This window comes from Exiguobacterium sp. AT1b, from assembly GCF_000023045.1.
Classification (GTDB): domain Bacteria; phylum Bacillota; class Bacilli; order Exiguobacteriales; family Exiguobacteriaceae; genus Exiguobacterium.
In genome coordinates this window covers 1,200,064-1,219,826 of the sequence record NC_012673.1, presented here as the reverse complement: position 1 = coordinate 1,219,826, position 19,763 = coordinate 1,200,064, and the positions used below count along the sequence as shown (strand labels likewise).

The 19,763-nt window shown below is 48.3% G+C and carries 23 protein-coding genes; 11 read left to right on the top strand and 12 right to left on the bottom strand.

Annotated features, from left to right (window positions below; genetic code table 11):
* Nucleotides 1–29: 29 nt before the first annotated feature.
* Nucleotides 30–650, bottom strand: coding sequence for a polysaccharide deacetylase family protein (locus EAT1B_RS06190; RefSeq protein WP_235439517.1), 621 nt, complete (start codon nucleotides 648–650; stop codon nucleotides 30–32).
* A 215-nt stretch (nucleotides 651–865) separates the two neighbouring features.
* The gene (locus tag EAT1B_RS06185) at nucleotides 866–1,507 is read right to left on the bottom strand and encodes a TVP38/TMEM64 family protein (RefSeq protein ID WP_012727289.1); all 642 of its coding nucleotides are present in this window, start codon (nucleotides 1,505–1,507) and stop codon (nucleotides 866–868) included.
* 196 nt (nucleotides 1,508–1,703) lie between these two features.
* On the opposite strand from EAT1B_RS06185, the gene EAT1B_RS06180 reads away from it, so the two are divergent.
* Nucleotides 1,704–3,413 carry a methyl-accepting chemotaxis protein gene (locus EAT1B_RS06180; RefSeq protein WP_012727288.1) on the top strand — a complete coding sequence of 570 codons (1,710 nt, stop codon included), beginning with the start codon at nucleotides 1,704–1,706 and terminating at the stop codon, nucleotides 3,411–3,413.
* Nucleotides 3,414–3,431: 18 nt separating this feature from the next.
* On the opposite strand, the gene EAT1B_RS06175 is transcribed toward EAT1B_RS06180, so the two are convergent.
* Together EAT1B_RS06175 and EAT1B_RS06170 are read right to left on the bottom strand one after the other, a co-directional pair.
* Nucleotides 3,432–3,881 carry a DUF1801 domain-containing protein gene (locus tag EAT1B_RS06175; protein ID WP_012727287.1) on the bottom strand — a complete coding sequence of 150 codons (450 nt, stop codon included), beginning with the start codon at nucleotides 3,879–3,881 and terminating at the stop codon, nucleotides 3,432–3,434.
* Nucleotides 3,878–4,234 carry a DUF2200 domain-containing protein gene (locus EAT1B_RS06170; protein ID WP_012727286.1) on the bottom strand — a complete coding sequence of 119 codons (357 nt, stop codon included), beginning with the start codon at nucleotides 4,232–4,234 and terminating at the stop codon, nucleotides 3,878–3,880. Before EAT1B_RS06170 ends, EAT1B_RS06175 begins: the two co-directional genes overlap by 4 nt.
* A 115-nt stretch (nucleotides 4,235–4,349) precedes the next feature.
* Between EAT1B_RS06170 and EAT1B_RS06165 the strand changes: the two genes are divergently transcribed.
* Both EAT1B_RS06165 and EAT1B_RS06160 read left to right on the top strand, forming a co-directional pair.
* Nucleotides 4,350–4,802 carry a MarR family winged helix-turn-helix transcriptional regulator gene (locus tag EAT1B_RS06165; protein WP_012727285.1) on the top strand — a complete coding sequence of 151 codons (453 nt, stop codon included), beginning with the start codon at nucleotides 4,350–4,352 and terminating at the stop codon, nucleotides 4,800–4,802.
* A gap of 15 nt (nucleotides 4,803–4,817) precedes the next feature.
* Nucleotides 4,818–5,330, top strand: a complete 513-nt coding sequence (locus EAT1B_RS06160; RefSeq protein WP_012727284.1) for a GNAT family N-acetyltransferase — start codon at nucleotides 4,818–4,820, stop codon at nucleotides 5,328–5,330.
* On the opposite strand, the gene EAT1B_RS06155 is transcribed toward EAT1B_RS06160, so the two are convergent.
* Complete coding sequence (locus tag EAT1B_RS06155; protein ID WP_012727283.1) at nucleotides 5,327–5,992, bottom strand: haloacid dehalogenase type II; 666 nt, start codon at nucleotides 5,990–5,992, stop codon at nucleotides 5,327–5,329. The genes EAT1B_RS06160 and EAT1B_RS06155 overlap by 4 nt on opposite strands.
* Nucleotides 5,993–6,062: 70 nt before the next feature.
* On the opposite strand from EAT1B_RS06155, the gene EAT1B_RS06150 reads away from it, so the two are divergent.
* The 6 genes from EAT1B_RS06150 (at nucleotide 6,063) to EAT1B_RS06125 (ending at nucleotide 11,307) form a co-directional block, all read left to right on the top strand.
* Nucleotides 6,063–6,656, top strand: a complete 594-nt coding sequence (locus tag EAT1B_RS06150) for an FMN-binding negative transcriptional regulator (protein WP_012727282.1) — start codon at nucleotides 6,063–6,065, stop codon at nucleotides 6,654–6,656.
* A gap of 144 nt (nucleotides 6,657–6,800) precedes the next feature.
* On the top strand, nucleotides 6,801–7,844 hold the full coding sequence (locus EAT1B_RS06145) for an iron-siderophore ABC transporter substrate-binding protein (protein ID WP_012727281.1): 1,044 nt from the start codon (nucleotides 6,801–6,803) through the stop codon (nucleotides 7,842–7,844).
* Complete coding sequence (locus tag EAT1B_RS06140) at nucleotides 7,841–8,866, top strand: iron ABC transporter permease (protein WP_012727280.1); 1,026 nt, start codon at nucleotides 7,841–7,843, stop codon at nucleotides 8,864–8,866. The genes EAT1B_RS06145 and EAT1B_RS06140 overlap by 4 nt, the downstream gene beginning before the upstream one ends.
* Entirely contained in the window at nucleotides 8,863–9,894 is a 1,032-nt protein-coding gene (locus EAT1B_RS06135; protein ID WP_031422345.1) for an iron chelate uptake ABC transporter family permease subunit, read from the top strand. Before EAT1B_RS06140 ends, EAT1B_RS06135 begins: the two co-directional genes overlap by 4 nt.
* Entirely contained in the window at nucleotides 9,895–10,731 is an 837-nt protein-coding gene (locus EAT1B_RS06130) for an ABC transporter ATP-binding protein (protein WP_012727278.1), read from the top strand.
* 177 nt (nucleotides 10,732–10,908) lie between these two features.
* A complete protein-coding gene (locus tag EAT1B_RS06125) occupies nucleotides 10,909–11,307 on the top strand; it encodes a cytidine deaminase (RefSeq protein WP_012727277.1) in 399 nt (132 codons plus the stop codon).
* Between the two features lie 32 nt (nucleotides 11,308–11,339).
* On the opposite strand, the gene EAT1B_RS06120 is transcribed toward EAT1B_RS06125, so the two are convergent.
* Nucleotides 11,340–12,284 carry a M23 family metallopeptidase gene (locus tag EAT1B_RS06120; RefSeq protein WP_012727276.1) on the bottom strand — a complete coding sequence of 315 codons (945 nt, stop codon included), beginning with the start codon at nucleotides 12,282–12,284 and terminating at the stop codon, nucleotides 11,340–11,342.
* Between the two features lie 79 nt (nucleotides 12,285–12,363).
* Nucleotides 12,364–13,254: a YafY family protein gene (locus EAT1B_RS06115; protein ID WP_012727275.1), complete on the bottom strand. Its 891-nt coding sequence runs from the start codon at nucleotides 13,252–13,254 to the stop codon at nucleotides 12,364–12,366.
* 75 nt (nucleotides 13,255–13,329) lie between these two features.
* Here EAT1B_RS06115 and EAT1B_RS06110 point away from each other — a divergent pair, with 75 nt between their 5' ends.
* Entirely contained in the window at nucleotides 13,330–13,848 is a 519-nt protein-coding gene (locus EAT1B_RS06110; RefSeq protein ID WP_049759938.1) for a dihydrofolate reductase family protein, read from the top strand.
* Between the two features lie 170 nt (nucleotides 13,849–14,018).
* The gene (locus EAT1B_RS06105; RefSeq protein ID WP_012727273.1) at nucleotides 14,019–15,095 is read left to right on the top strand and encodes a diguanylate cyclase; all 1,077 of its coding nucleotides are present in this window, start codon (nucleotides 14,019–14,021) and stop codon (nucleotides 15,093–15,095) included.
* Nucleotides 15,096–15,169: 74 nt separating this feature from the next.
* Here the strand turns inward: EAT1B_RS06105 and EAT1B_RS06100 are convergent, their stop codons facing one another.
* The 5 genes from EAT1B_RS06100 to EAT1B_RS06080 form a co-directional block, all read right to left on the bottom strand.
* Nucleotides 15,170–15,889 (bottom strand): polysaccharide deacetylase family protein, encoded by a 720-nt coding sequence (locus EAT1B_RS06100; protein WP_012727272.1) that lies wholly within the window; start codon nucleotides 15,887–15,889, stop codon nucleotides 15,170–15,172.
* Between the two features lie 53 nt (nucleotides 15,890–15,942).
* Complete coding sequence (locus EAT1B_RS06095; RefSeq protein WP_193343257.1) at nucleotides 15,943–16,422, bottom strand: GNAT family N-acetyltransferase; 480 nt, start codon at nucleotides 16,420–16,422, stop codon at nucleotides 15,943–15,945.
* A gap of 5 nt (nucleotides 16,423–16,427) precedes the next feature.
* Nucleotides 16,428–16,709: a hypothetical protein gene (locus EAT1B_RS06090; protein ID WP_012727270.1), complete on the bottom strand. Its 282-nt coding sequence runs from the start codon at nucleotides 16,707–16,709 to the stop codon at nucleotides 16,428–16,430.
* A gap of 118 nt (nucleotides 16,710–16,827) precedes the next feature.
* Entirely contained in the window at nucleotides 16,828–18,327 is a 1,500-nt protein-coding gene (gene gntK, locus EAT1B_RS06085; RefSeq protein WP_012727269.1) for a gluconokinase, read from the bottom strand.
* A 16-nt stretch (nucleotides 18,328–18,343) separates the two neighbouring features.
* Nucleotides 18,344–19,687, bottom strand: a complete 1,344-nt coding sequence (locus EAT1B_RS06080; RefSeq protein WP_012727268.1) for a gluconate:H+ symporter — start codon at nucleotides 19,685–19,687, stop codon at nucleotides 18,344–18,346.
* Nucleotides 19,688–19,763 lie beyond the last annotated feature (76 nt).

Sequence of the window (19,763 nt, the reverse complement as noted above, 5' to 3'; positions counted from 1 at the left end):
AAAGGAGCACAGGGCTCCGATTGAGGTAATCAATGTGATGTGCCATACCATTTGTTATAGAAATGATATGGTTCTTTTGCTTGATCCGTCGTCAAAAAGAGGAACTTCTCACGTGTCAAATGTCTCAGCATATAAGAGAGTGATTCTGGAGAAGTGGCGTGATCATGCATCAAGACGATAGATGCTTGATAGTAAGCGCGGTGAGCACGTACTTGTTTGATCGTTTGATAGCGCATCGCTTTTTGATTCTTTTTGTATTTCCAATCGAGCGTATCAACGTTCCAGTCCCACATGTCAAAACCGGCCTTTTCCATCGCTTGACGATGTGCTTTAGTCATATGAGGCACACTTCCATAAGGGACGCGAATGGTCGTTGACTTTACGCCGGTGATATCAAAAATCAATTGTTGAACTTGTTTCATCTCATTTACTGCGGTTTGAGGGGAACGATAAAATGTTTTCTTATCGTGAGTCATACTATGTAGTCCAATCGTATGTCCCTCGTCCACAATTCGTTGGAGAATGGCTTCATTTCCTTTAATTTTCTTGCCTAAAATGAAAAAGGTTGCCTTCACATCATATCGTTTTAAGACATCGAGCAACTTCGGTGTGTATTGATTTGGTCCATCGTCGAAGGTTAGATAGACCATTTCTCCTTTATTATATCGAGAATGAAATTCTTTTGCTGAAATTGAAACAGACGAACTACATAACATGAAAATAACTAGAAGACAGGCGATAACTTTTTTAAACACGTGGTGATTCCCCTTTAAATAGTATATGTGGATATTATTCCCACATATAATTTACAAGAAAAGGGATTGCGTGTTCAAATGCCTTTTAGTGAGATAGGAGAATCGATTTTTCAATTTAGGCCTAACCACTTTTTCACCGGTTCCCGGAAGATATACGTCACGACAATCAAGCCGACGAAGACGAGCGCGGCGATGAAGATCGTAGTGACACTGCCTGAGGCGAGGCTCGCCCCGAGGAAGCTGTAGGCGAACGTACCTGGAATCATGCCGAGCACGGTCGCCGGTACGAAGGCACGGAAGCGAACACGTGAGATTCCGCCGGCATAACTGAGTAAGTCGAAACTGACGAGCGGGATGAGCCGGAGGACAAATACATATAAAAAGCCACGACGTTCCATTTGTGTGAACAGTTTCTCTGACCATGGATAGCGGTCGACATTGATGACCGATCGACCGAAAAAGCGCCCCATCACGTACCCGGTCGTCGCGGCAGCAGTCGCGCCGATGATGATATAGAGGACACCTGGCCACACGCCGAATGCGAGTCCGGCTCCGAGTGACAGCACGGATGTTGGTAAAAATGCGACCGGACCGATGGCATAAAGGAAAATAAAGAAGAGTGGCCCCCAAAATCCGAATGACAAGACGATGTCCCGGATGTCAGACGGACGCAATTCATAGTGGAAATGGGTGATATAGAACAAAGATCCAAACACTAGAAGAAAGAGTGTGAGTTTGAGTGGTCGTGGCAAGTTGTCCGCTCCTTTCGTAACCGTAATTATCTGATGTTAGTATACTGCATCTCAACGCAATACAAATGCGAGCCGGCTTACAAAAGGTGTAACGAGATAAAGCGAGGAGTCAGATTCGAAACTTAGGTCAATGCTTTCTAGACATTGCTTCATTTTTCACAAATTCGACACGATAAATAGAGCGGGAGGGAAGATGATGAAAAATTTAAGCATGTCAAAGAAGTTTACAGTATTGATTTCATTATTCGTTGTGACACTCGTCATGATTTCAATGTTAAGCCATATGTTGATTGGGCGAATGGCTGATGCTGGAGAAAAGATATATGAAGAGAGATTGATTCCGATTCGTGCCATTGGACAGTTGAGAACCGATAATCGTGCAATCGAAAGTCACTTGTTAGAACTAATGTTAACGACCGAAAGTGCTCGAAATGAAGAGTTACAAAAAAACATTGAAGAGCGTCGAGAGAGTATGGCTACCGATCTCAAAGTATTTAATGATTCGATTTCGACAGAAAATCCTGAGTTAATTAGTCGAATCGAAAAGCTGAATGAAGAGACGAACGCATATTTGGAAAGCATAGACGTCGTATTGCAACCTGCATTACGAAATGAAAATGAATCTGCTTATCGACAATATGGAACAGAATTGCGTCCGATACGACTTGCGCTTGTTGAGACGGCGAAAGAAGTTATGGATCAGTTGAATGCGGATGCGGAAACGGCCAGTGATACGATGCGGTCGGATCGAGAGCGTGCTGTGTTGATCTTTTGGGGTCTAGTCATTTTAGGAGCTACACTTTCAATTGGACTAGGCGTCTACATCACCCGCCTTGTGGTTGGTCCGGTGAAAGAATTGAACGTATTGATGAGTCGTGCCGGTGAAGGGGATTTGACAGTCAATAGCACATACACATCACGCGATGAAATCGGAGCGCTCGCACAGTCATTCAATCAGATGAAAGAAAGTTTACGAGAGTTGATTGGTGGAGTGACTTCGACTGCTGGGCGTGTGGCGACTTCATCGGACGATTTGAAAAATAACGTAGAAGAAACGACAAAAGCGACAGAGATGGTAGCCGTGACGATGGAAGAAATCGCTTCGGGTTCACTCCATCAGTTGAAACGGGTCAAGTCTTCAAATGGTACCCTTTCAGAATTGACGAATGGCATTCACCAAGTCTCCGACCGTGCTCAACAGATGACTGTATTATCGGAAGGGGCATTGGACAAAGTACAATCAGGGAATGAGCTAATCGAAACGCTTGAACATCAGCTTGAAGCGATGAATGAAAAAGTGAAGACGTTGCAACAAGTCATTGAGCAGCTTAATACTCGTTCTCAAGAGATTGGTACAATCAGTGGGACCATTTCAGGAATTGCAGAGCAAACGAACTTACTTGCATTAAATGCAGCAATCGAGGCAGCGCGGGCAGGAGATCAGGGACGTGGGTTCGCAGTCGTTGCTGCAGAAGTACGAAAACTCGCGGAAGAATCAGCCGATGCGACCAAACAAATTTCCTCTCTAATTCATCATACACAGACAGAAACAAAGCATGCTGTAGAAACGATGCATGTCGTAGAAGGTGATATGGGACAGAGTGTGACGAACGTGCGGCAGACAGGTGTTGCGTTTGATGAAATTAAAGTTTCCATTGAAGAAGTCGGACAGCAAATAGAAGAAGTGTCTAGTGCTGTACAGGAAATGGCGGCGGGAGCGACAGAAGTGTTGAACTCCGTGAATGAGATTCAAGGAATTACTGAATCGACTGCCACAGAAACGGAGAACACATCAGCAGCTACTGAAGAACAGATGGCATCGATGGAAGAAATTACGGCAGCCGCTCAAGAATTATCGAATATGGCGGATGAGATGCGAGAGATGACGAATCGATTTACTGTGTAAATGAAAAGAGTCCGAAAATTAGCCGGACTCTTTTTTGTTATCTCGTTGTCCTTCGTAGTGCTGAATCCATTCCTCGACAGTCATCTTCTCGACGAGTTCTCCGACCAAGTCAAACGGGATTCGCTTCACGTTATTGAAACGGATACAGCTTTTTCCCATATCAAGTTTCGTCGGGACACGACTCGCATACTCCCGTTCGAACCAAGCGAGTAATTCAGGGTCGGCGTAAATGCCCATGTGATACAGTCCGACATGGCGCTTTTGCGCGATTACACTGATAAACGGGAGCGGGGTACCCGGTGTGACATGATACCCGGACGGATATCGATCGAGTGGAACGACGTAATGGACACCATGTCCGTCCGTCGTTTTTTCAAATCCGCCAGGTAAATGATCATCGATGACCTCGAGCAGATGAATAAATGAATCGAGCCGTGCCTCGTCGACGAGTGCTGTCACATCCATCATGATTCACCTCCTCGTAAAATCTTCTCCATTTTCTTTCCTTTTGCCAACTCATCGATGAGTTTGTCCAAATAACGGATCTCACGCATGAGTGGTTCTTCAACGTTCTCGACACGGACCCCACAGACGACACCTTTGATGAGGGCGCGGTCTTCATTCAGACGAGGTGCTGAAGCGAAAAACGTATCAAAATCGACTTGATTGGCTATCTGACGTTCGAGTCCGGTCTCATCGTAACCGGTCAACCATTCGATGATGGTGTCGACTTCTTCCTTCGTCCGTCCTTTGCGTTCGGCTTTGGCGACGTAGAGTGGATAAACGCTCGCGAAACTCGTCGTATAGATTCGGTGACCCATCTCTCATTCATCTCCTTCTTAGCGAAAATTCTTACTTCCATTCTCTCACAAATTACGATACGCTTATATAAAGTATTTTGTTGCATTTGCAACAAAGGGATAGAGGTGTCTCATAATGCATGACCATTTACGAGAAATCGGGATGATTGCGCGTGCCCTCGATTCAATCAGCAACATTGAATTTAAGGCACTCGGTTTAGAAAAAGGGAAGTACTTGTACGTCGTTAGGATTTTTGAACACCCAGGTATCATTCAAGAGCGGCTGGCAGAGTTGATTAAGGTAGATCGGACGACCGCCGCACGTGCCATCAAGAAACTGCAGCAAGAGGGATGGATTGAGAGACGGTCAGATTTAGAGAACCAGAAAATCAAACGGTTATACGTGACGCAGAAGGGCGAGGCATTGTACCCGCTCATCATTCGGGAACATGAATATTCTACATCGGTCGCGTTATCAGGACTCGACGAGCAAGAAAGTGAAGAGTTGTTACGCCTCTTGAAAAAAGTACGAAGCAATGTGGAGATAGATTGGGCCGAAGTGAAGAAAGGCAAGCATCGAGAATACTGAGAGGAGCGAGACCACATGATTGAAATCTCGAAGGTGACAGACGTAGAAGCCTTACGTCACATTAGCATCCAGACATTTACGGAGACGTTCGCACGTCACAACACAGAAGAGCATTTGAACGCTTACTTAGAAAAAGCGTACGCGACTGAGCAGTTGAAGCGAGAGTTGGCGCACCCTGACTCTCATTTCTACTTTGCGCACGTAGATGGCGAGTTGGCAGGGTATTTGAAAGTGAACGTACGCGATGCTCAATCTGAACCGATGGGCGCCGATACGATTGAAATCGAACGGATTTATGTATTCGAAGCGTTTCAAGGTCACGGGGTGGGGAAAGCGTTATTTACTAAGGCGACTGAATTAGCGAAGGAGCTACACAAGCGAAAGATGTGGCTCGGCGTATGGGAACGTAATGAGAGAGCGATTCGATTCTATCGACGGAACGGGTTCGAACAGACGGGGGTGCATACCTTTTTCATGGGGGAAGATGCACAAAACGACCTCATTTTCACGAGGTCGTTCACGGACTAGAGCCATTCTGACAAATGATTCAAGTTTGGATAGACGGCATCTGGTTTAACATCGAACTCCTCGAACGGTAAGTCGTTCCGATTGATCCAGGCGGCATGAAAGCCAAAGTTTTTCGCCCCGGCGATGTCCCATCCGTTCGACGATAAGAAGAGCACCTCGTCACGACGAAGACCGGACGTCTTGAACCAGTGCATGTAGGCAGCAGGCGTCGGTTTCGGTTGTTTGATGCCGTCGACGCTGACGACCTCATCGAAATAATCGCTAAGACCGGCGTTGCGAAGCAGTGCCTCAAGCATCTCGTCCGTCCCGTTCGAGAGGATGACGGTCTTCACGTCATGCAACTCTTTTAGGACCGACTCGACCTCTTCATACGGGGTGAGGTGCGCATACGATGCGACCAGACGTTGTTCGATTTCCTCTGTCGATGTTGCATCATGCACGGCGAGCGCATAACGGAGTGCGTCCCGGGTCACTTTATCGAAATCTTCATAACGTCCCATCATGTGGCGCCAAAAGAAATACTCGAGTTGTTTCGTCCGCCATACTTGGCTGATGGCAGCTCCTTTTTCAGGGAACTCTTGTTCACAGGCATCCTTCACCGAATGGACGTCGAATAATGTGCCATATACGTCAAAGACGATGGCTTTGATAGGTTGTTTCATAAAAACATTCCTCCTTCTGTGTCGTTATACCCGACTTGATCAGAATATAATAGGAGAAAGGGGGTACAGCATGTATATTCCAAATCAATATTCCGTCAAAGAACGAGCTGAGATTTACGCGTTTCTCCATGCCCATCCGTTCGGTACGATCGTGACGCATGATGGGGACAAACCGATTGCGACACATGTCCCGTTACGATTCGATGAGGCGAACAGTCAACTGACGACGCATATTGCGAAAGCGAATCCGCAGTGGCGAACGATTGAAAATCAAACCGTTCTCGTCATGTTTCAAGGACCAAACGCTTACGTGTCGGCGTCCTGGTACGGCCATGAGGACGTCTCGACATGGAACTACCAAGCCGTACACGTGTACGGACGTGCGATGATTCTCAATGAGAAAGAATTAGTGGAGGAACTCGCAGGATTGCTCCATGAGTATGAAGGGGAACGCGAGCATGCGGTACGTTGGGAGACATTATCGGAACCAGTGAAGCGACAAATGAACGGCGTCGTCGGGTTTCGGATCGACATCACCGATATGCAGGCGACGTTCAAATTAAGTCAAAACCGAAACGACGTGGACCATGAACGGATCGTTTCGGAGCTTGAAAAACAAGATGAACCGATTGCTGACGTCATGCGACGGCATCGAAAGTCCTAAGCAACCTGTCCTAAAACGGCAGGTTTTTTCATATTTCTTTACCGAATAGCGGTTGACATGACTTAAGAGCAGGTCTATACTCATAACTGATAATGATTATCAGTATCGACAAAATACAGAGAAGTTCGAAAAGGAGAAAATCACGTGAACAACACATTCAAGAAATGGTTACATATGTTCATCTTTGTATCGGCATTCGCACTCATCTTAGCCGGTTGTGGTTCGGAAGAAGCTGAGAACGCTTCCAAGAACGAAGGGACGGAAGAATCGACAGAAGGCTACCCCATCACAATCGAGCACGCATTCGGTGAAACGGTCATCAAAGAGAAACCGGAACGGGTCGCAACGATTTCATGGGGAAACCATGACGTCGCACTTGCCCTCGACGTCGTACCAGTCGGATTCTCGGCTGCGAACTATGGTGTCCAAGACGACAGCGGTATGCTTCCATGGACGGCAGAGAAGTTGAAAGCGCTCGGGGAAGAGAACCCGAACATCTATCAAGACACAGACGGATTAGACTTTGAAGCGATCGCGGATTCTAACCCGGACGTGATCTTGGCGGCCTACTCAGGCATCACGCAAGAAGACTATGACACGCTTAGCCAAATCGCACCGGTCGTGGCTTACAAAGAAACACCTTGGGTCACATCATGGCAAGACATGGTTCGCTATGACTCACTCGCGATGGGACTTGGTGAAGAAGGCGAACAATTGATTAAAGACACGGAGCAGTTAATCACAGACAAAGCGACAGCCGTTCCTGAGATTGCTGGCAAGAAAGCCGCATTCGTTTCGATGAGCGCGGAAGACCTTTCAAAATTCTATATCTATACGACGGGTGACCCACGTGGTGCCTTCATCGAAGAACTCGGGATGGAGTACCCACAAAACATCTTAGATGAGGCAGAGAAAACAGATAGCTTCTATCTCGAGCTCAGCAAAGAGAACGCTGACATTTTGAACGACGTCGACATCTTCGTCACATACGGAAATGAAGACACGTTAAAGGCGCTTCAAGCAGACCCGCTCTACAGTAAAGTGCCAGCCATTGAACGTGGCTCGGTCGTCTTGATTGAAGATAACACACCACTCGCAGCGGCAGGAACACCGACGCCACTCTCGATTGAATATACGATTGATGAGTACGTTTCACGCGTATCGGATGCCCTTGCGAAAGTGAAATGATGCAAACACAAATCAAACAGATGCACACGCCAAAGCACTTTCCGCTTCTCTTGATCGGAACGCTTGTACTGACGGTGCTGTGCATCTTGGCATCCCTTGCCTTCGGCTCACGAACAGTCGGGTGGAATGAACTGCTGGACGGTTTATTCCGTCCGGCTGTTCAGTCGTATGAGGCAGACATTGTCCGGGAGCGGGTCATCCGGACAATCTTTAGTTTCATGTGTGGCGCAGCACTTGGTGTGGCGGGGGCGCTCATGCAGTCGGTGACGCGTAACCCGATTGCCGATCCGAGCATCCTTGGGGTCAACACGGGAGCAGCGCTCGCCGTCGTCATCGGGATCGCGTTCTTCAATATTTCGACAGCGAGTGCGTTCATCTGGTTCGCGCTCGTCGGGGCGCTATTGACGGCCATTTTCGTTTTCGGTATCGGTTCGCTTGGAAGAGGAGGGGCGACCCCGCTCAAACTCGTCTTAGCGGGAGCGGCGACAAGTGCAGCACTATCGTCGCTCGTCATGGCGCTCATGATTCCACGCTCGAACGTCATGGATCAGTTCCGTTTTTGGCAAGTTGGGAGTGTCGGTGCAGGAAATCTGGATTCGATTTATACCTTTTTACCGTTTCTTTTAATCGGTCTCGTGATTGCGGTCGTGACCGCGCCTTCTTTGAACGCACTCGCACTCGGGGAGGAGATGGCGAAGAGCCTCGGCGTTCGAACAGGCACGTTGAAACTGACCGCCTCGTTCGCCGGCGTGATTTTGTGTGGGGCGGCGACAGCGCTTGCCGGACCGATCGGATTTATCGGGCTACTCGCACCCCATTTGATTCGCCTCGTGCTCGGTCCGGATCAGCGCTATCTCATGCCGATGTCCGCTTTTGCGGGCGCCATCATTTTAACTTTCTCGGACGTCATCGGACGTTTGCTCGGAAGCCCGGGTGAGCTCGAGGTCGGGATTGTGACGGCGTTCATCGGGGCACCGATCTTGATTCTATTGACAATGAAAGTAAAGGTAAGAGGACTATGATGCAACCAGCGATTGAACAAATCAGACAAGGTCGCATGAAGCGACGCCGTCGTTATGTCGGGATGACGCTTCTTTTGACCATCATAGCGGTAGTATTGAGCGGGTTAATGCTCATGTTGGGCAATACGATTTATCCGATTCAGGATGTCATCCGTGTCTTGCTCGGGGAAGACGTAAAAGGGGCGACGTTCGCCGTTGAAGTGTTGCGTTTACCACGTATGCTTGCTGGTGTCTTTGCCGGTGCAGCATTTGGTGCCGCGGGAACCATCTTCCAAACGATGCTTCGAAATCCGCTCGCCAACCCGAATGTCATCGGGATCACGACCGGTTCGAGTGCGGCGGCTGTCTTTTGTATCGTCGTCCTCCAGTCGAGTGAAGCGGTCATCTCGATTGCCTCGATTATCGGAGGACTCGTCACCGTGCTCGTCATCTATTTCCTATCCAAAGGTGCCGCGTTCTCCATTGGTCGTCTCGTATTAGTGGGGATTGGGATTCAAGCGATGCTCACAGCCGTTATCAACTATTTACTGCTCATCAGCCGACAAAACGATGTCGCGATGGCGATGCGATGGTTGACAGGAAGTTTAAATGGGGCGAAACTTGAAGAGTTGCCGCCTTTAATGATTACAGTTCTCATCTGTTTACCGATTGTCCTGTTGCTCACTCGTCAGCTCGAAATGCTTGAGCTCGGGGAAATGGCGGCGACAGGGTTAGGCATCAATACGAACCAGACTCGACTTTTACTAATCGTGGCGGCGGTATTCATGCTCGCTCTCGCGACTGCGACAACGGGACCGATTGCCTTCATTGCCTTCTTGGCAGGACCGATTGCTAAACGGCTCGTCGGGACGAGCCACGCCGGAATCTTGCCGGCAGCGCTTGTCGGCATCATCTTAGTACTCGCGGCCGACCTCGTTGGACAATTCGCTTTCACGGCACGCTATCCGGTCGGTGTCATCACCGGCATCATCGGCGCGCCTTATCTCTTATACTTGTTGATTCGGATGAACCAGAAAGGGGACTTCTAAATGGCATCCATTATGAAAGTGGACCATCTCACCTCAGGATACGAGGACAAGATGATTTTGAACGATATCAGCCTTGAAATTCCGAGCAATCAAATCAGCATCATCATCGGTGCGAACGGTTGCGGGAAGTCGACGCTACTGAAGACGATGGCACGCCTCATTAAACCGAGTGCCGGTCAAGTGACGCTTTACGATAAGCCGATTTCGAAGATGGCACCGAAAAAATTAGCGCGTGTCCTCGGGATGTTGCCACAGTCCCCGGTCGTACCAGAAGGGATCACGGTCGCCGATCTCGTCGGTCGTGGTCGTTACCCGCATCAATCCTTTTTAAAGGGCTGGACGAAAGCCGATTACGAAGCTGTCGCCGAGGCCATGGAGATGATGAATATCACGGAGTTTGCGGACCGTCCCATCGACGAGTTGTCAGGCGGACAGCGTCAACGCGTCTGGATTGCGATGGCACTGGCTCAACAGACAGACATCCTCTTCTTAGATGAACCGACAACGTATCTCGATATCACGTATCAGGTCGAGATTCTCGACTTGTTGACGGACTTGAACCGGAAGTACGGGACGACGATTGTCATGGTGCTGCACGATATCAACTTGTCGGCGCGTTATGCGGACTATATCTTCGCGCTCGACAAAGGAAAGTTGATTGCAGAAGGAAAGCCGTCAGACGTCATCACGTGTGATTTGATCCATCGGGTCTTTAACCTTCGCTGTTCGGTCATGTGTGATCCGGTATCCGGTTCACCATCCGTGATTCCGATTGGGCGTCATCACGTGCAGACTGAAACGGAAGAAGCGCCTGTCGCACAGCTTGAATTAGTATAACTGCGTATAGACAGTCAAGAAGGGGTGAGCGCTCCTTCTTTTTTGTTTATTCATGAAAGCGTTTATAAAAAGTCATTGACTTCTCTTTGGGCTGGGTGTATGCTAAAAATCCTGCCCAAAATGAGAGGCATGGGGACTGGCATCAGTTCATTCGATATTCGAGAGGAATGACTTAAGATGAACCAACAACAATTAGTCGAGCGCGCACGCCAATTGAAGGACAATGCGTATTCACCATATTCGAAGTTCCGCGTCGGGGCGGCACTTCTCATGAAGGATGGTACGGTCATCGACGGCGTCAACGTCGAGAACGTCTCGTTCGGAGCAACAAACTGTGCAGAGCGCACAGCCATTTTCACAGCGGTCGCAAAAGGATACAAAAAAGGTGACTTCGAAGCGGTTGCCGTGTCTGGGGACACGGAAGACTTCTTGCCACCATGTAGTATCTGCCGTCAGGTCATGGTCGAGTTTGGCGATCCTGACTTCAAAGTACTGCTCACAAACGGCAACGCCGATGTGAAAGAAGTGACGCTTGGGGAGCTCGTCCCACTTGCGTTCACCGATTTGGATATGTGATGTTGGGCCCCTCAGATTTCTGAGGGGTTTTCTTATCCAAAAAAGCGAAAAAATAATCGCGGAATGGCTTGAACAATGTAAAGAAGCAGTTCTGAAAAATCGAGGGCTGCAATTCCATACGACCATCCCTCTTCCTCACGAGAGGTGACTACTTTTCCACGCACAGGTCGCAATCGACCTTTCCATCGAATCGGGAGGGCGGTCGCGCTGTCCACATCTGGGTGATTCATGACACGCATATGCAAGCGTGGCTCAGGCGTATTTCCGGAACGTCCACAGCGTCCAATCAACTGTTTCGTTTTGACCGTATCGCCTACATTTACGCCAATCGAATCATTTTCGAGATGGGCGAGAAGGCTATATTCATCGTTTGAATGTTGAATGATGACGTGATTGCCGAATGGATGATCAGTATTCGGTTCATCCGTTAACCCATCGACTACCTGATAAACCGTACCATCTAGTGGGGACAGGACTTGTTCTCCGAACGCATACGAGCCATCGATTCCTATTTTTCTACGACTGTAAGGTTGCAGATCCTTTGTTTTTAGAAAGTCATAGCCATCACGTTTCTTTCGAATCGGTTCATGAAGATACATTCCGACGTTCGCCCCTTCTGAGACGACGAACCATTGTTCTTTGAATGGGAGATGGTACTTGTTTTTCGTAGAAAGATTAGTCTCTTTGGAAGAGGATGAGACAGTCATTTGGATGGATTCAATCTGATTCACGCGATTGAATTGAACGGACAATAATTTTTCTTTTCGGAAATCCGACCATAGTACATATCGATTCCCATTCAACACCATCTCATTGATTAGACGATAGCGCCGAATTCCATGATGAAACGAAGACGCTTCGTGATGAAACGTGTCCATGGAATAATGAGATTTGCATGAATCGGTCATTTGATGATAAATGTCATCGAACTGACCGTCTTTGAATAAGTGGATGAACTGTTTGTACTCGTGATGCATACACATACCGCCTTTGTTGAGTGTTGGTAGTTTATACGGATGAAAATTCATAAATGTTTCGTGGCACTTACTCGGAAACTTACATATACCGTTGTATCAATTGTTCCGCATGCTCCTTCATCATCTCCCGCAACTGCTCCGGCGCTTTCACCTCTACTTCCGCTCCAGCCCTCAACAGCTGCCTCGATAAAAACGGTAGCTCTTCTTCAGGTACATCCCACTCATTCAACTCATCGATATCGGGTAATACATCTTCAAGCAGACGACGACCGAGTGGGGTGAGTTCGAGATGAACGGTCACACCGATTCGTTCGTCACTCTCTTTGAGCAAGGTCACCAAATCCTCGGACTCGAACGATTCCTCGAGCACTTGGACCGCTTCGATGCGATCAATCCGATATTGACGGAATCCGAGTTCGGAGAGCCCGAAGACATACCACTTTAAGTCAAGGAGTGCCATACCGACCGGTGCGATGGGGAACGTACGTGATCCGTTCGTCGATCGATACGTCATCTCTATCTTGTTTTTGCGCTCAATTGCCTGGTAAATGTCTTTTGTGAACGGCGCTTTTGGAATTTGTTTGTTTCCGAGCCAGAGAATGTTTCGCTCCAATCGCCGAATTTTCGTCTCTACGTCATGTGGTAACTCGTTCACGTACCAATCAGACAACGTACTTCGTATGTCCCCGAACGGCACATCAGGAATGTGTTCCATCCATTTGAGTGTGAGATAAAGGGCGACGGCTTCTTGTTCGCGTAGGTGGAGCGGTGGCAATAAGCGGTTCGGCAACATTTCATAGCCGCCCCCAGTTCCAGGAACACTCCAAATCGGATAACCGAGTTCTTCGAGCGAGAGCATATCCCGTTGAATCGTCCGAATGGAGGCGCCTGTCTCTTGGGCCAGTTCTTCCGCCGTGAAACGTCGTCCGCGATTGAGTAGCCGAATCAGTTGCAAGTGTCGTTTTTTCATATCTACCATTCCCGTCATCTTTTGTCGTGTTTGTTCGTTAAGCTGAATGTATCACGAATCAAGGAGGAACACATGATGCCGAATGTTGTGTTATATATTGCGATGAGTTTAGACGGAAAGATTGCCCGGTCGAACGACCAACTCGATTGGTTGTTCGCCGTAGAGGGGGACGGGGACAACGGCTATGCTGATTTTTTCAAGACCGTTGGTGCTGTCATCATGGGACGGAAGACGTATGAGGAAGTATTGAAGTTAGAACAAGGAGAGTATCCGTATCCAGACATCCCGAACTACATTTTGACACGTCAGGCTGACCGTGAGGCCGAGCATGTCACATTCACGGACGAACCAATTGAAGAACTCATCAATCGGTTAAAGCAAGAAGTTGATCAAGATATTTGGCTCATCGGTGGTGGGGAAGTCATCAAAGCCGCGATGGAGCATGACTTGATTGATCGTTATGAGATTGCGATTGCGCCGGTCGTGTTAGGAGAGGGAATCCCTCTTTTCCCAGAAGGTACGAAAGAGACGAAACTTCGACTGACAGGTCAACGCGCATCCGGTCAGTTCATCATGGCGACATATGAGAGTTAAAAAATCGAGTCCTCATTCGGACTCGATTTTTTATTGAAGAAACGATTTACTTCAAATGTGAAAATATTCTTTAAAATAAATAATAAAAACCTTAAAATGTTAGTAAATGATGCTAATTGGATATAAGAAGAGAATAGTACTGATATGACAGATACCGAGGGGATCAACGTATGTTCATTAGTCTAATCGCCAATTCTTGTATTTCTTTTACCGGGATCTATTTCATTTCTAAAATTGTAGGTTATCATACGACACACATATATATAAAAAATGCATTGCTTGGTATTTTATCAGGACTGCTAGGTATTTTTCTGATCACGCAAAGCATTTTAGTCGAAGATGTAGTAAAGATTGATTTTCGCTTTCTCATCCTTGTTTTACTTGGATTTTATCGATTAATTTCTCCATTGTTCATCACAGCCACAATCATCTCAGTCTATCGCTTTAGCTATGGTGTGGACTTTCACTCCATTGTGGCATGTATCGCCATTTTTATGATTGTTGTCGCAATCATCCTCACATACAAAATCTCCGCATTGGAAAAACAACTTTTTAAATTCGGGATTACACTGAATCTTTTGGCATGTCTGATTGCGGGTGTTGCAATCTACACGAGTGCAGGTTTGACTGAATACGCTGCATACGTTGCGTTATTGGTCACACTTATTAGTTTTCCTATTGGCATACTCATTACCATCATGAATATTGACCTCTATTTAATCAACCATCGAGTGAAAGAGTATAAAATTTCAGCTGAAACGGACCATTTGACGGGGCTTGAGAATCGTAGAGCATGGGAGATGCAAATGAAGAAGATCAAAGAACGTTACGACACTTGTAACGTATTGATTTTAGATATCGATCATTTCAAACAGATCAACGATCGATATGGTCACGCAAACGGGGATGAGATTTTGAAGCAGTTCTCAGAACTCTTGCATCGTGAGACGAGGGATCATGACATTAAAGCACGAATCGGTGGAGAAGAGTTCGGCATTTTGATTCCGATGCTTTCGCAAAGCGAGGTGATTGGAGTGGCGGAACGGATTCGAAGTAGTATTTCAAAACATGCGTTCAAATTGTTAGATCAACAAGTCATCCATATATCGGTCTCGATTGGCATCGCGAATGGAAAGAGCGAACAGCTTCATGAAATGGTTCATCTGGCAGATGACTGTTTATATCAAGCAAAGAATAGCGGTAGAAATCGGACCCACATCCATGGAGGTGTGGAGTATGTCCAATGAAAAAATCACGAAAAAGCGCATCGATCACTTTTGATCAGATGCGCTTTTTCGGTAGGTTCAACAGGACGGGGCAATCAGTCCATATGAGGTTCCCATACATCAGAAAAATTGTGAACCGGTTGGACACCCTCTAACGTACGGAATTCATAATCTCGTTCTTTCGCATAACGAATGATTGTATCGAGTGCTTTCGGTGTCATCGAGTGATCGTGTGCGAGAATGATTGAGGCAACCTGTGCGGCGCGATTCGCCTCGAGTCGGTCGAACACGCGCTGCTCGACACGAGCATTGTCTTTCTTATACACATGATCGAGACTACCGACGTTCCAGTCCCAAATCTCAAAACCGGCATCGGTCATCGCCTGCCAGTGTGCGGGTGTCATGCCGGCGTCACTCCCATAAATGGTCCGGGCCATGTTCGTATGGATGCCTGTGACTTCATAGATAAGTGCTTGTACTTCCTGCATCTGACGCACGGCCGTCAACGGTGTTTCATAAAATTCATCCCGGTCGTGTCGCATCCCGTGTAAGGCAATCAAATGACCTTCCGCAATCATGCGATGAAGCAGATGCTCATTTCCTTCGATGTTTTTCCCGAGAATGAAAAAGGTTGCCTTCACTTGATGTTTCTTCAAGACATCGAGCAGCTTACCAGTTTTCCAGTTCGGTCCATCATCGAGCGTCAAATAGATGAGACTCGGATCGTTATAGGCTTTCGGCTCCTGGATCGCAGCCTGTGACAAAGACCCAATCAGTAGAAAGATCGACATGAGTAAAAGAACGCGTTTCATCATCCAATTCAAAACTCCCTCAAATCAAAACCAAGCGACATGTGATACATACTTTATCATATGTTGGAGACATCGAGACGATAAATCTGTTCGTCAAGCTCTGTCTCGAAAAAGGTGAAGTTCAATTTCTTCAATAGCGCGATGGATGCCGCGTTCGTCCCAAGTACACCGGCTTTGAACTCTTTCGCTCCTTGGTTAGTCAAGTGACGAATCAATTCCGACATCACTTCAAATGCATAGCCTTGCCGAGCGCGCGTAGGGGTAATTGTGTAGCCGATCCAATACGTCATACCTTCTTGCTGCATATACACGTCCCCAATCAATTCATCAGTCGCTTGGTCGATGATGGCGAGTTGCATGCCGTGTTGAAGTGATTGTGCGCCGAGTAGGTCGTTCTCGTATTCTTCAAAGCTGAGTCCTTTGAATGACTGATCTTTCATCCAATCCAAGTCATTCCGGTAAATCATGAATGATTCGATGTCTTGGCGTTCGAATGGGCGGATGAGGCAGCGGGTTGTCGTGAGCATAATCGTCATATCACTCACACCATCTTCTTATCTTTTTTGAATAGACCGACCAATAACAACGCCAGACCACTTAAGAAAATCACAGGGAAAATAAACCACATGATGAGTGCGGCCCATCCGTTCTGCACACTGATTGCGTACGAGAGTCCGATCGAAAACGCTAAGGCAGGGGAGATAGGAATCATAAGAGCGATTCCCCATATTTTCAATTTTGTGTTTCGTGCTTCGCCTGTACTGAACCAATATGCCACGAATGCACCAAGAGCAGCAATGAGAAATCCGATTGCAATCGCCATTTAATCAATCCCTTCTTAAGAATATTGACAGTTTAACCTCGCACTTACTTTCCGTATATATTACGAAATCTCCTGTCACGATTCAAAAAACCGAGCCCTTCAAGGACTCGGTTTGTCATTATACATGCTTCCGCTGAAACGTTGAAATGGCTTCATATTCCTCAGACAAATGGCGCGATAAGCGAATGTAAATCGGCAAAAGTTCGCGATACACATTCGTCGCTTCCATGTTCGGTGTATGCTCATGAGTCACTTGTGGAACTTCTTGGAACTCCTCGATATCCCCGAAAGCGTATTCCCCGAGCATGACTGCCCCGAGACATGAACTCTCATGACTCTCCGGCACGACGACCGGTGTATCAAAGATGTCTGCCATCATCTGACGCCAAAGGCTCGACTGGGCAAAACCACCGGTCGCATGGATGCGGTTCGGGGCGCCCGTCAATTCATCGAGTGCGAGCATGACCGTATAAAGGTTAAAGATGACCCCTTCCAATACGGCGCGGATGAAATGTTCGCGCTTATGGTGAATGCTGAGCCCGAAAAATGAACCGCGAGCGTTCGAATCCCAAAGTGGAGCCCGTTCACCCATCAAATACGGATGGAACAAGAGTCCGTCCGCACCTGGTTTGACCGTCTCGGCGATTCGCGTCAACACATCGTACGCGTCGATCCCGAGTCGTTTCGCCGTCTCGACCTCACTTGCTGCGAACTCGTCACGGAGCCAGCGGAGAATGATGCCGCCGTTATTGACTGGTCCACCGATTACCCAATGCTTGTCCGTCAGCGCGTAACAAAAGATACGACCTTTTGGATCTTCGACCGGTTCCGAGACGACTGTCCGGATAGCGCCGCTCGTCCCAATCGTCACGGCGACGACACCTTGTTCGAAGGCACCGACCCCGAGGTTCGAGAGCACGCCGTCGCTCGCCCCGATGACGAGCGGGAAGTCCCAGCCGAGCGTCTCGGTCACGTCAGGCGTCACCTGCAAGGTTTCGGTTGTCGGGACGAGTTCAGACAAGCGATCTGAAGTCACACCGGCGACTTCAAGTGCTTCCGTGTCCCAATCTCGTTGTTTCAGATTGAACAGTCCTGTCGCCGAAGCGATGGAATGGTCGACGACGAAGCGTCCCGTCAACCGATAGAAGACATATTCTTTGATAGAGACGAACTTGTCCGTCCGGGTAAAGACTTCAGGGTGCTCCGCTTTCAACCAGCGCAGCTTCGACAACGGTGCCATCGGATGAACCGGGGTGCCGGTACGCATATGAAGGGCGCTCGCATCAAAGTTGCGTTTGATTTCTTGCGTATACGGATTCGCCCGACTGTCGGCCCACGTGATGCTGTTCGTGAGCGGACGTCCTGCCGCATCGAGCGCAATCAAACTATGCATCGCCGAGCTGAACGATGCGAAGCGAATCGGACCGTCCGCTTTGGCACGGACCGCCGAGACGGCTTCAAGCACGGCCCCGTAGATGACGACCGGGTCTTGCTCGGCCGTCTCCGTATCGGGCGTGAGAAGCGGATACAACACGTTATGTACCGCCAGTTGTTGATGACCGTTGAACAGGACAGCTTTCGTACTCGTCGTCCCGATATCGACCCCAATCGTATACACACAATCACTTCCTAACTTAGATGATGAATAGGCTAATCAAGAACACAACGGCGAAGCCGGTGAGTCCGATAATCGTTTCCATAATCGTCCATGACTTGAGCGTGTCTTTCACATCGAGACCGAAGTAACGGTTGACGAGCCAGAAGCCTGAGTCGTTGACGTGTGAGAGGACGGTCGCCCCTGAGGCGATGGCGATGACGATCAAACCGAGTGCCGCACCCGTGATGTTTTGAATTTCGAGTAGCGGAGTGATGAGTCCGGCTGCCGTGACCATCGACACAGTTGCCGACCCTTGAGCGACACGGACGACCGTTGCAATCAAGAAGGCGAGGACAATCGCCGGAAGTGGTGAACCGGCCATCATTTCACCGAGTACGTCACCGACACCTGAGTCGATGAGCACTTGTTTAAACACACCACCGGCCCCTGTGACGAGGATGATGATCCCGGCTGGCTCGAGTGCTTTCGTTGCAATTTCTTGTACTTCGTCACGTGAATACCCACGGCGTGTCCCGAGGAAGACGAACGTGAGAAGCGTCGCGATCGTCAAGGCGACGAACGGGTGTCCGAGGAACGTCAAGAAGTCACGAATCGCGTTGCCTTCGTCTAGAAGAACCGCAGAGAGCGTGTTCGCTAAAATCAACACGAGCGGAATCAAGATGAGCGACAAGATCATTTTGAAGCTTGGTAGTTCTTTCGATGTGTCGATTTCTTTGAATTCCATGTAATCCGGAATCGTCACATGAATCTTCTTAGCAATATACTTCCCAAAAACAGGACCGGCTAAAATCATGGCTGGAATCCCGGCGATGACACCGAACAAGATGACCCAACCGAGGTCGGCACCGATCAAGTTCGCGACAGCGATCGGACCAGGTGTCGGTGGGATAAAGCTGTGTGTGACTGCGAGACCCGCAAGGAGCGGAATCCCATAGTAAAGAAGCGAACGTCCCGTCTTTTTGGCGAGACCGTATACGATTGGAACGAGAATGATAAAACCGACATCAAAGAAGACCGGGACGGCGACGATAAATCCGGTAATCCCGAGCGCCCATTGTGCCTTGTCTTCCCCGAACTTACTGACGAGTGTCTGGGCAAGACGTTCCGCGCCACCCGATACTTCAAGCATCTTCCCGAACATCGCGCCAAGACCGACGACGACGGCGACGAAGCCGAGCGTTCCGCCCATCCCGTTTTGGATGGAGGCAATGACATCACCGAGTGGCATGCCGGCTGCGACCCCGACGATTAAACTGACAAGTAACAACGAAACGAATGCATGAAGCTTTGTGCGAATGACTAAAAATAAGAGCAAGAAGATCCCGGCTAAGGCGATCAAAATAAGTGTTGAGCCAGACATTGAGTATTCCCCCTAAATTCCGAATATGTAACCGTTTACAGTTTTTAACAAAGGGAAAGGCCATGTCCCCGTGACC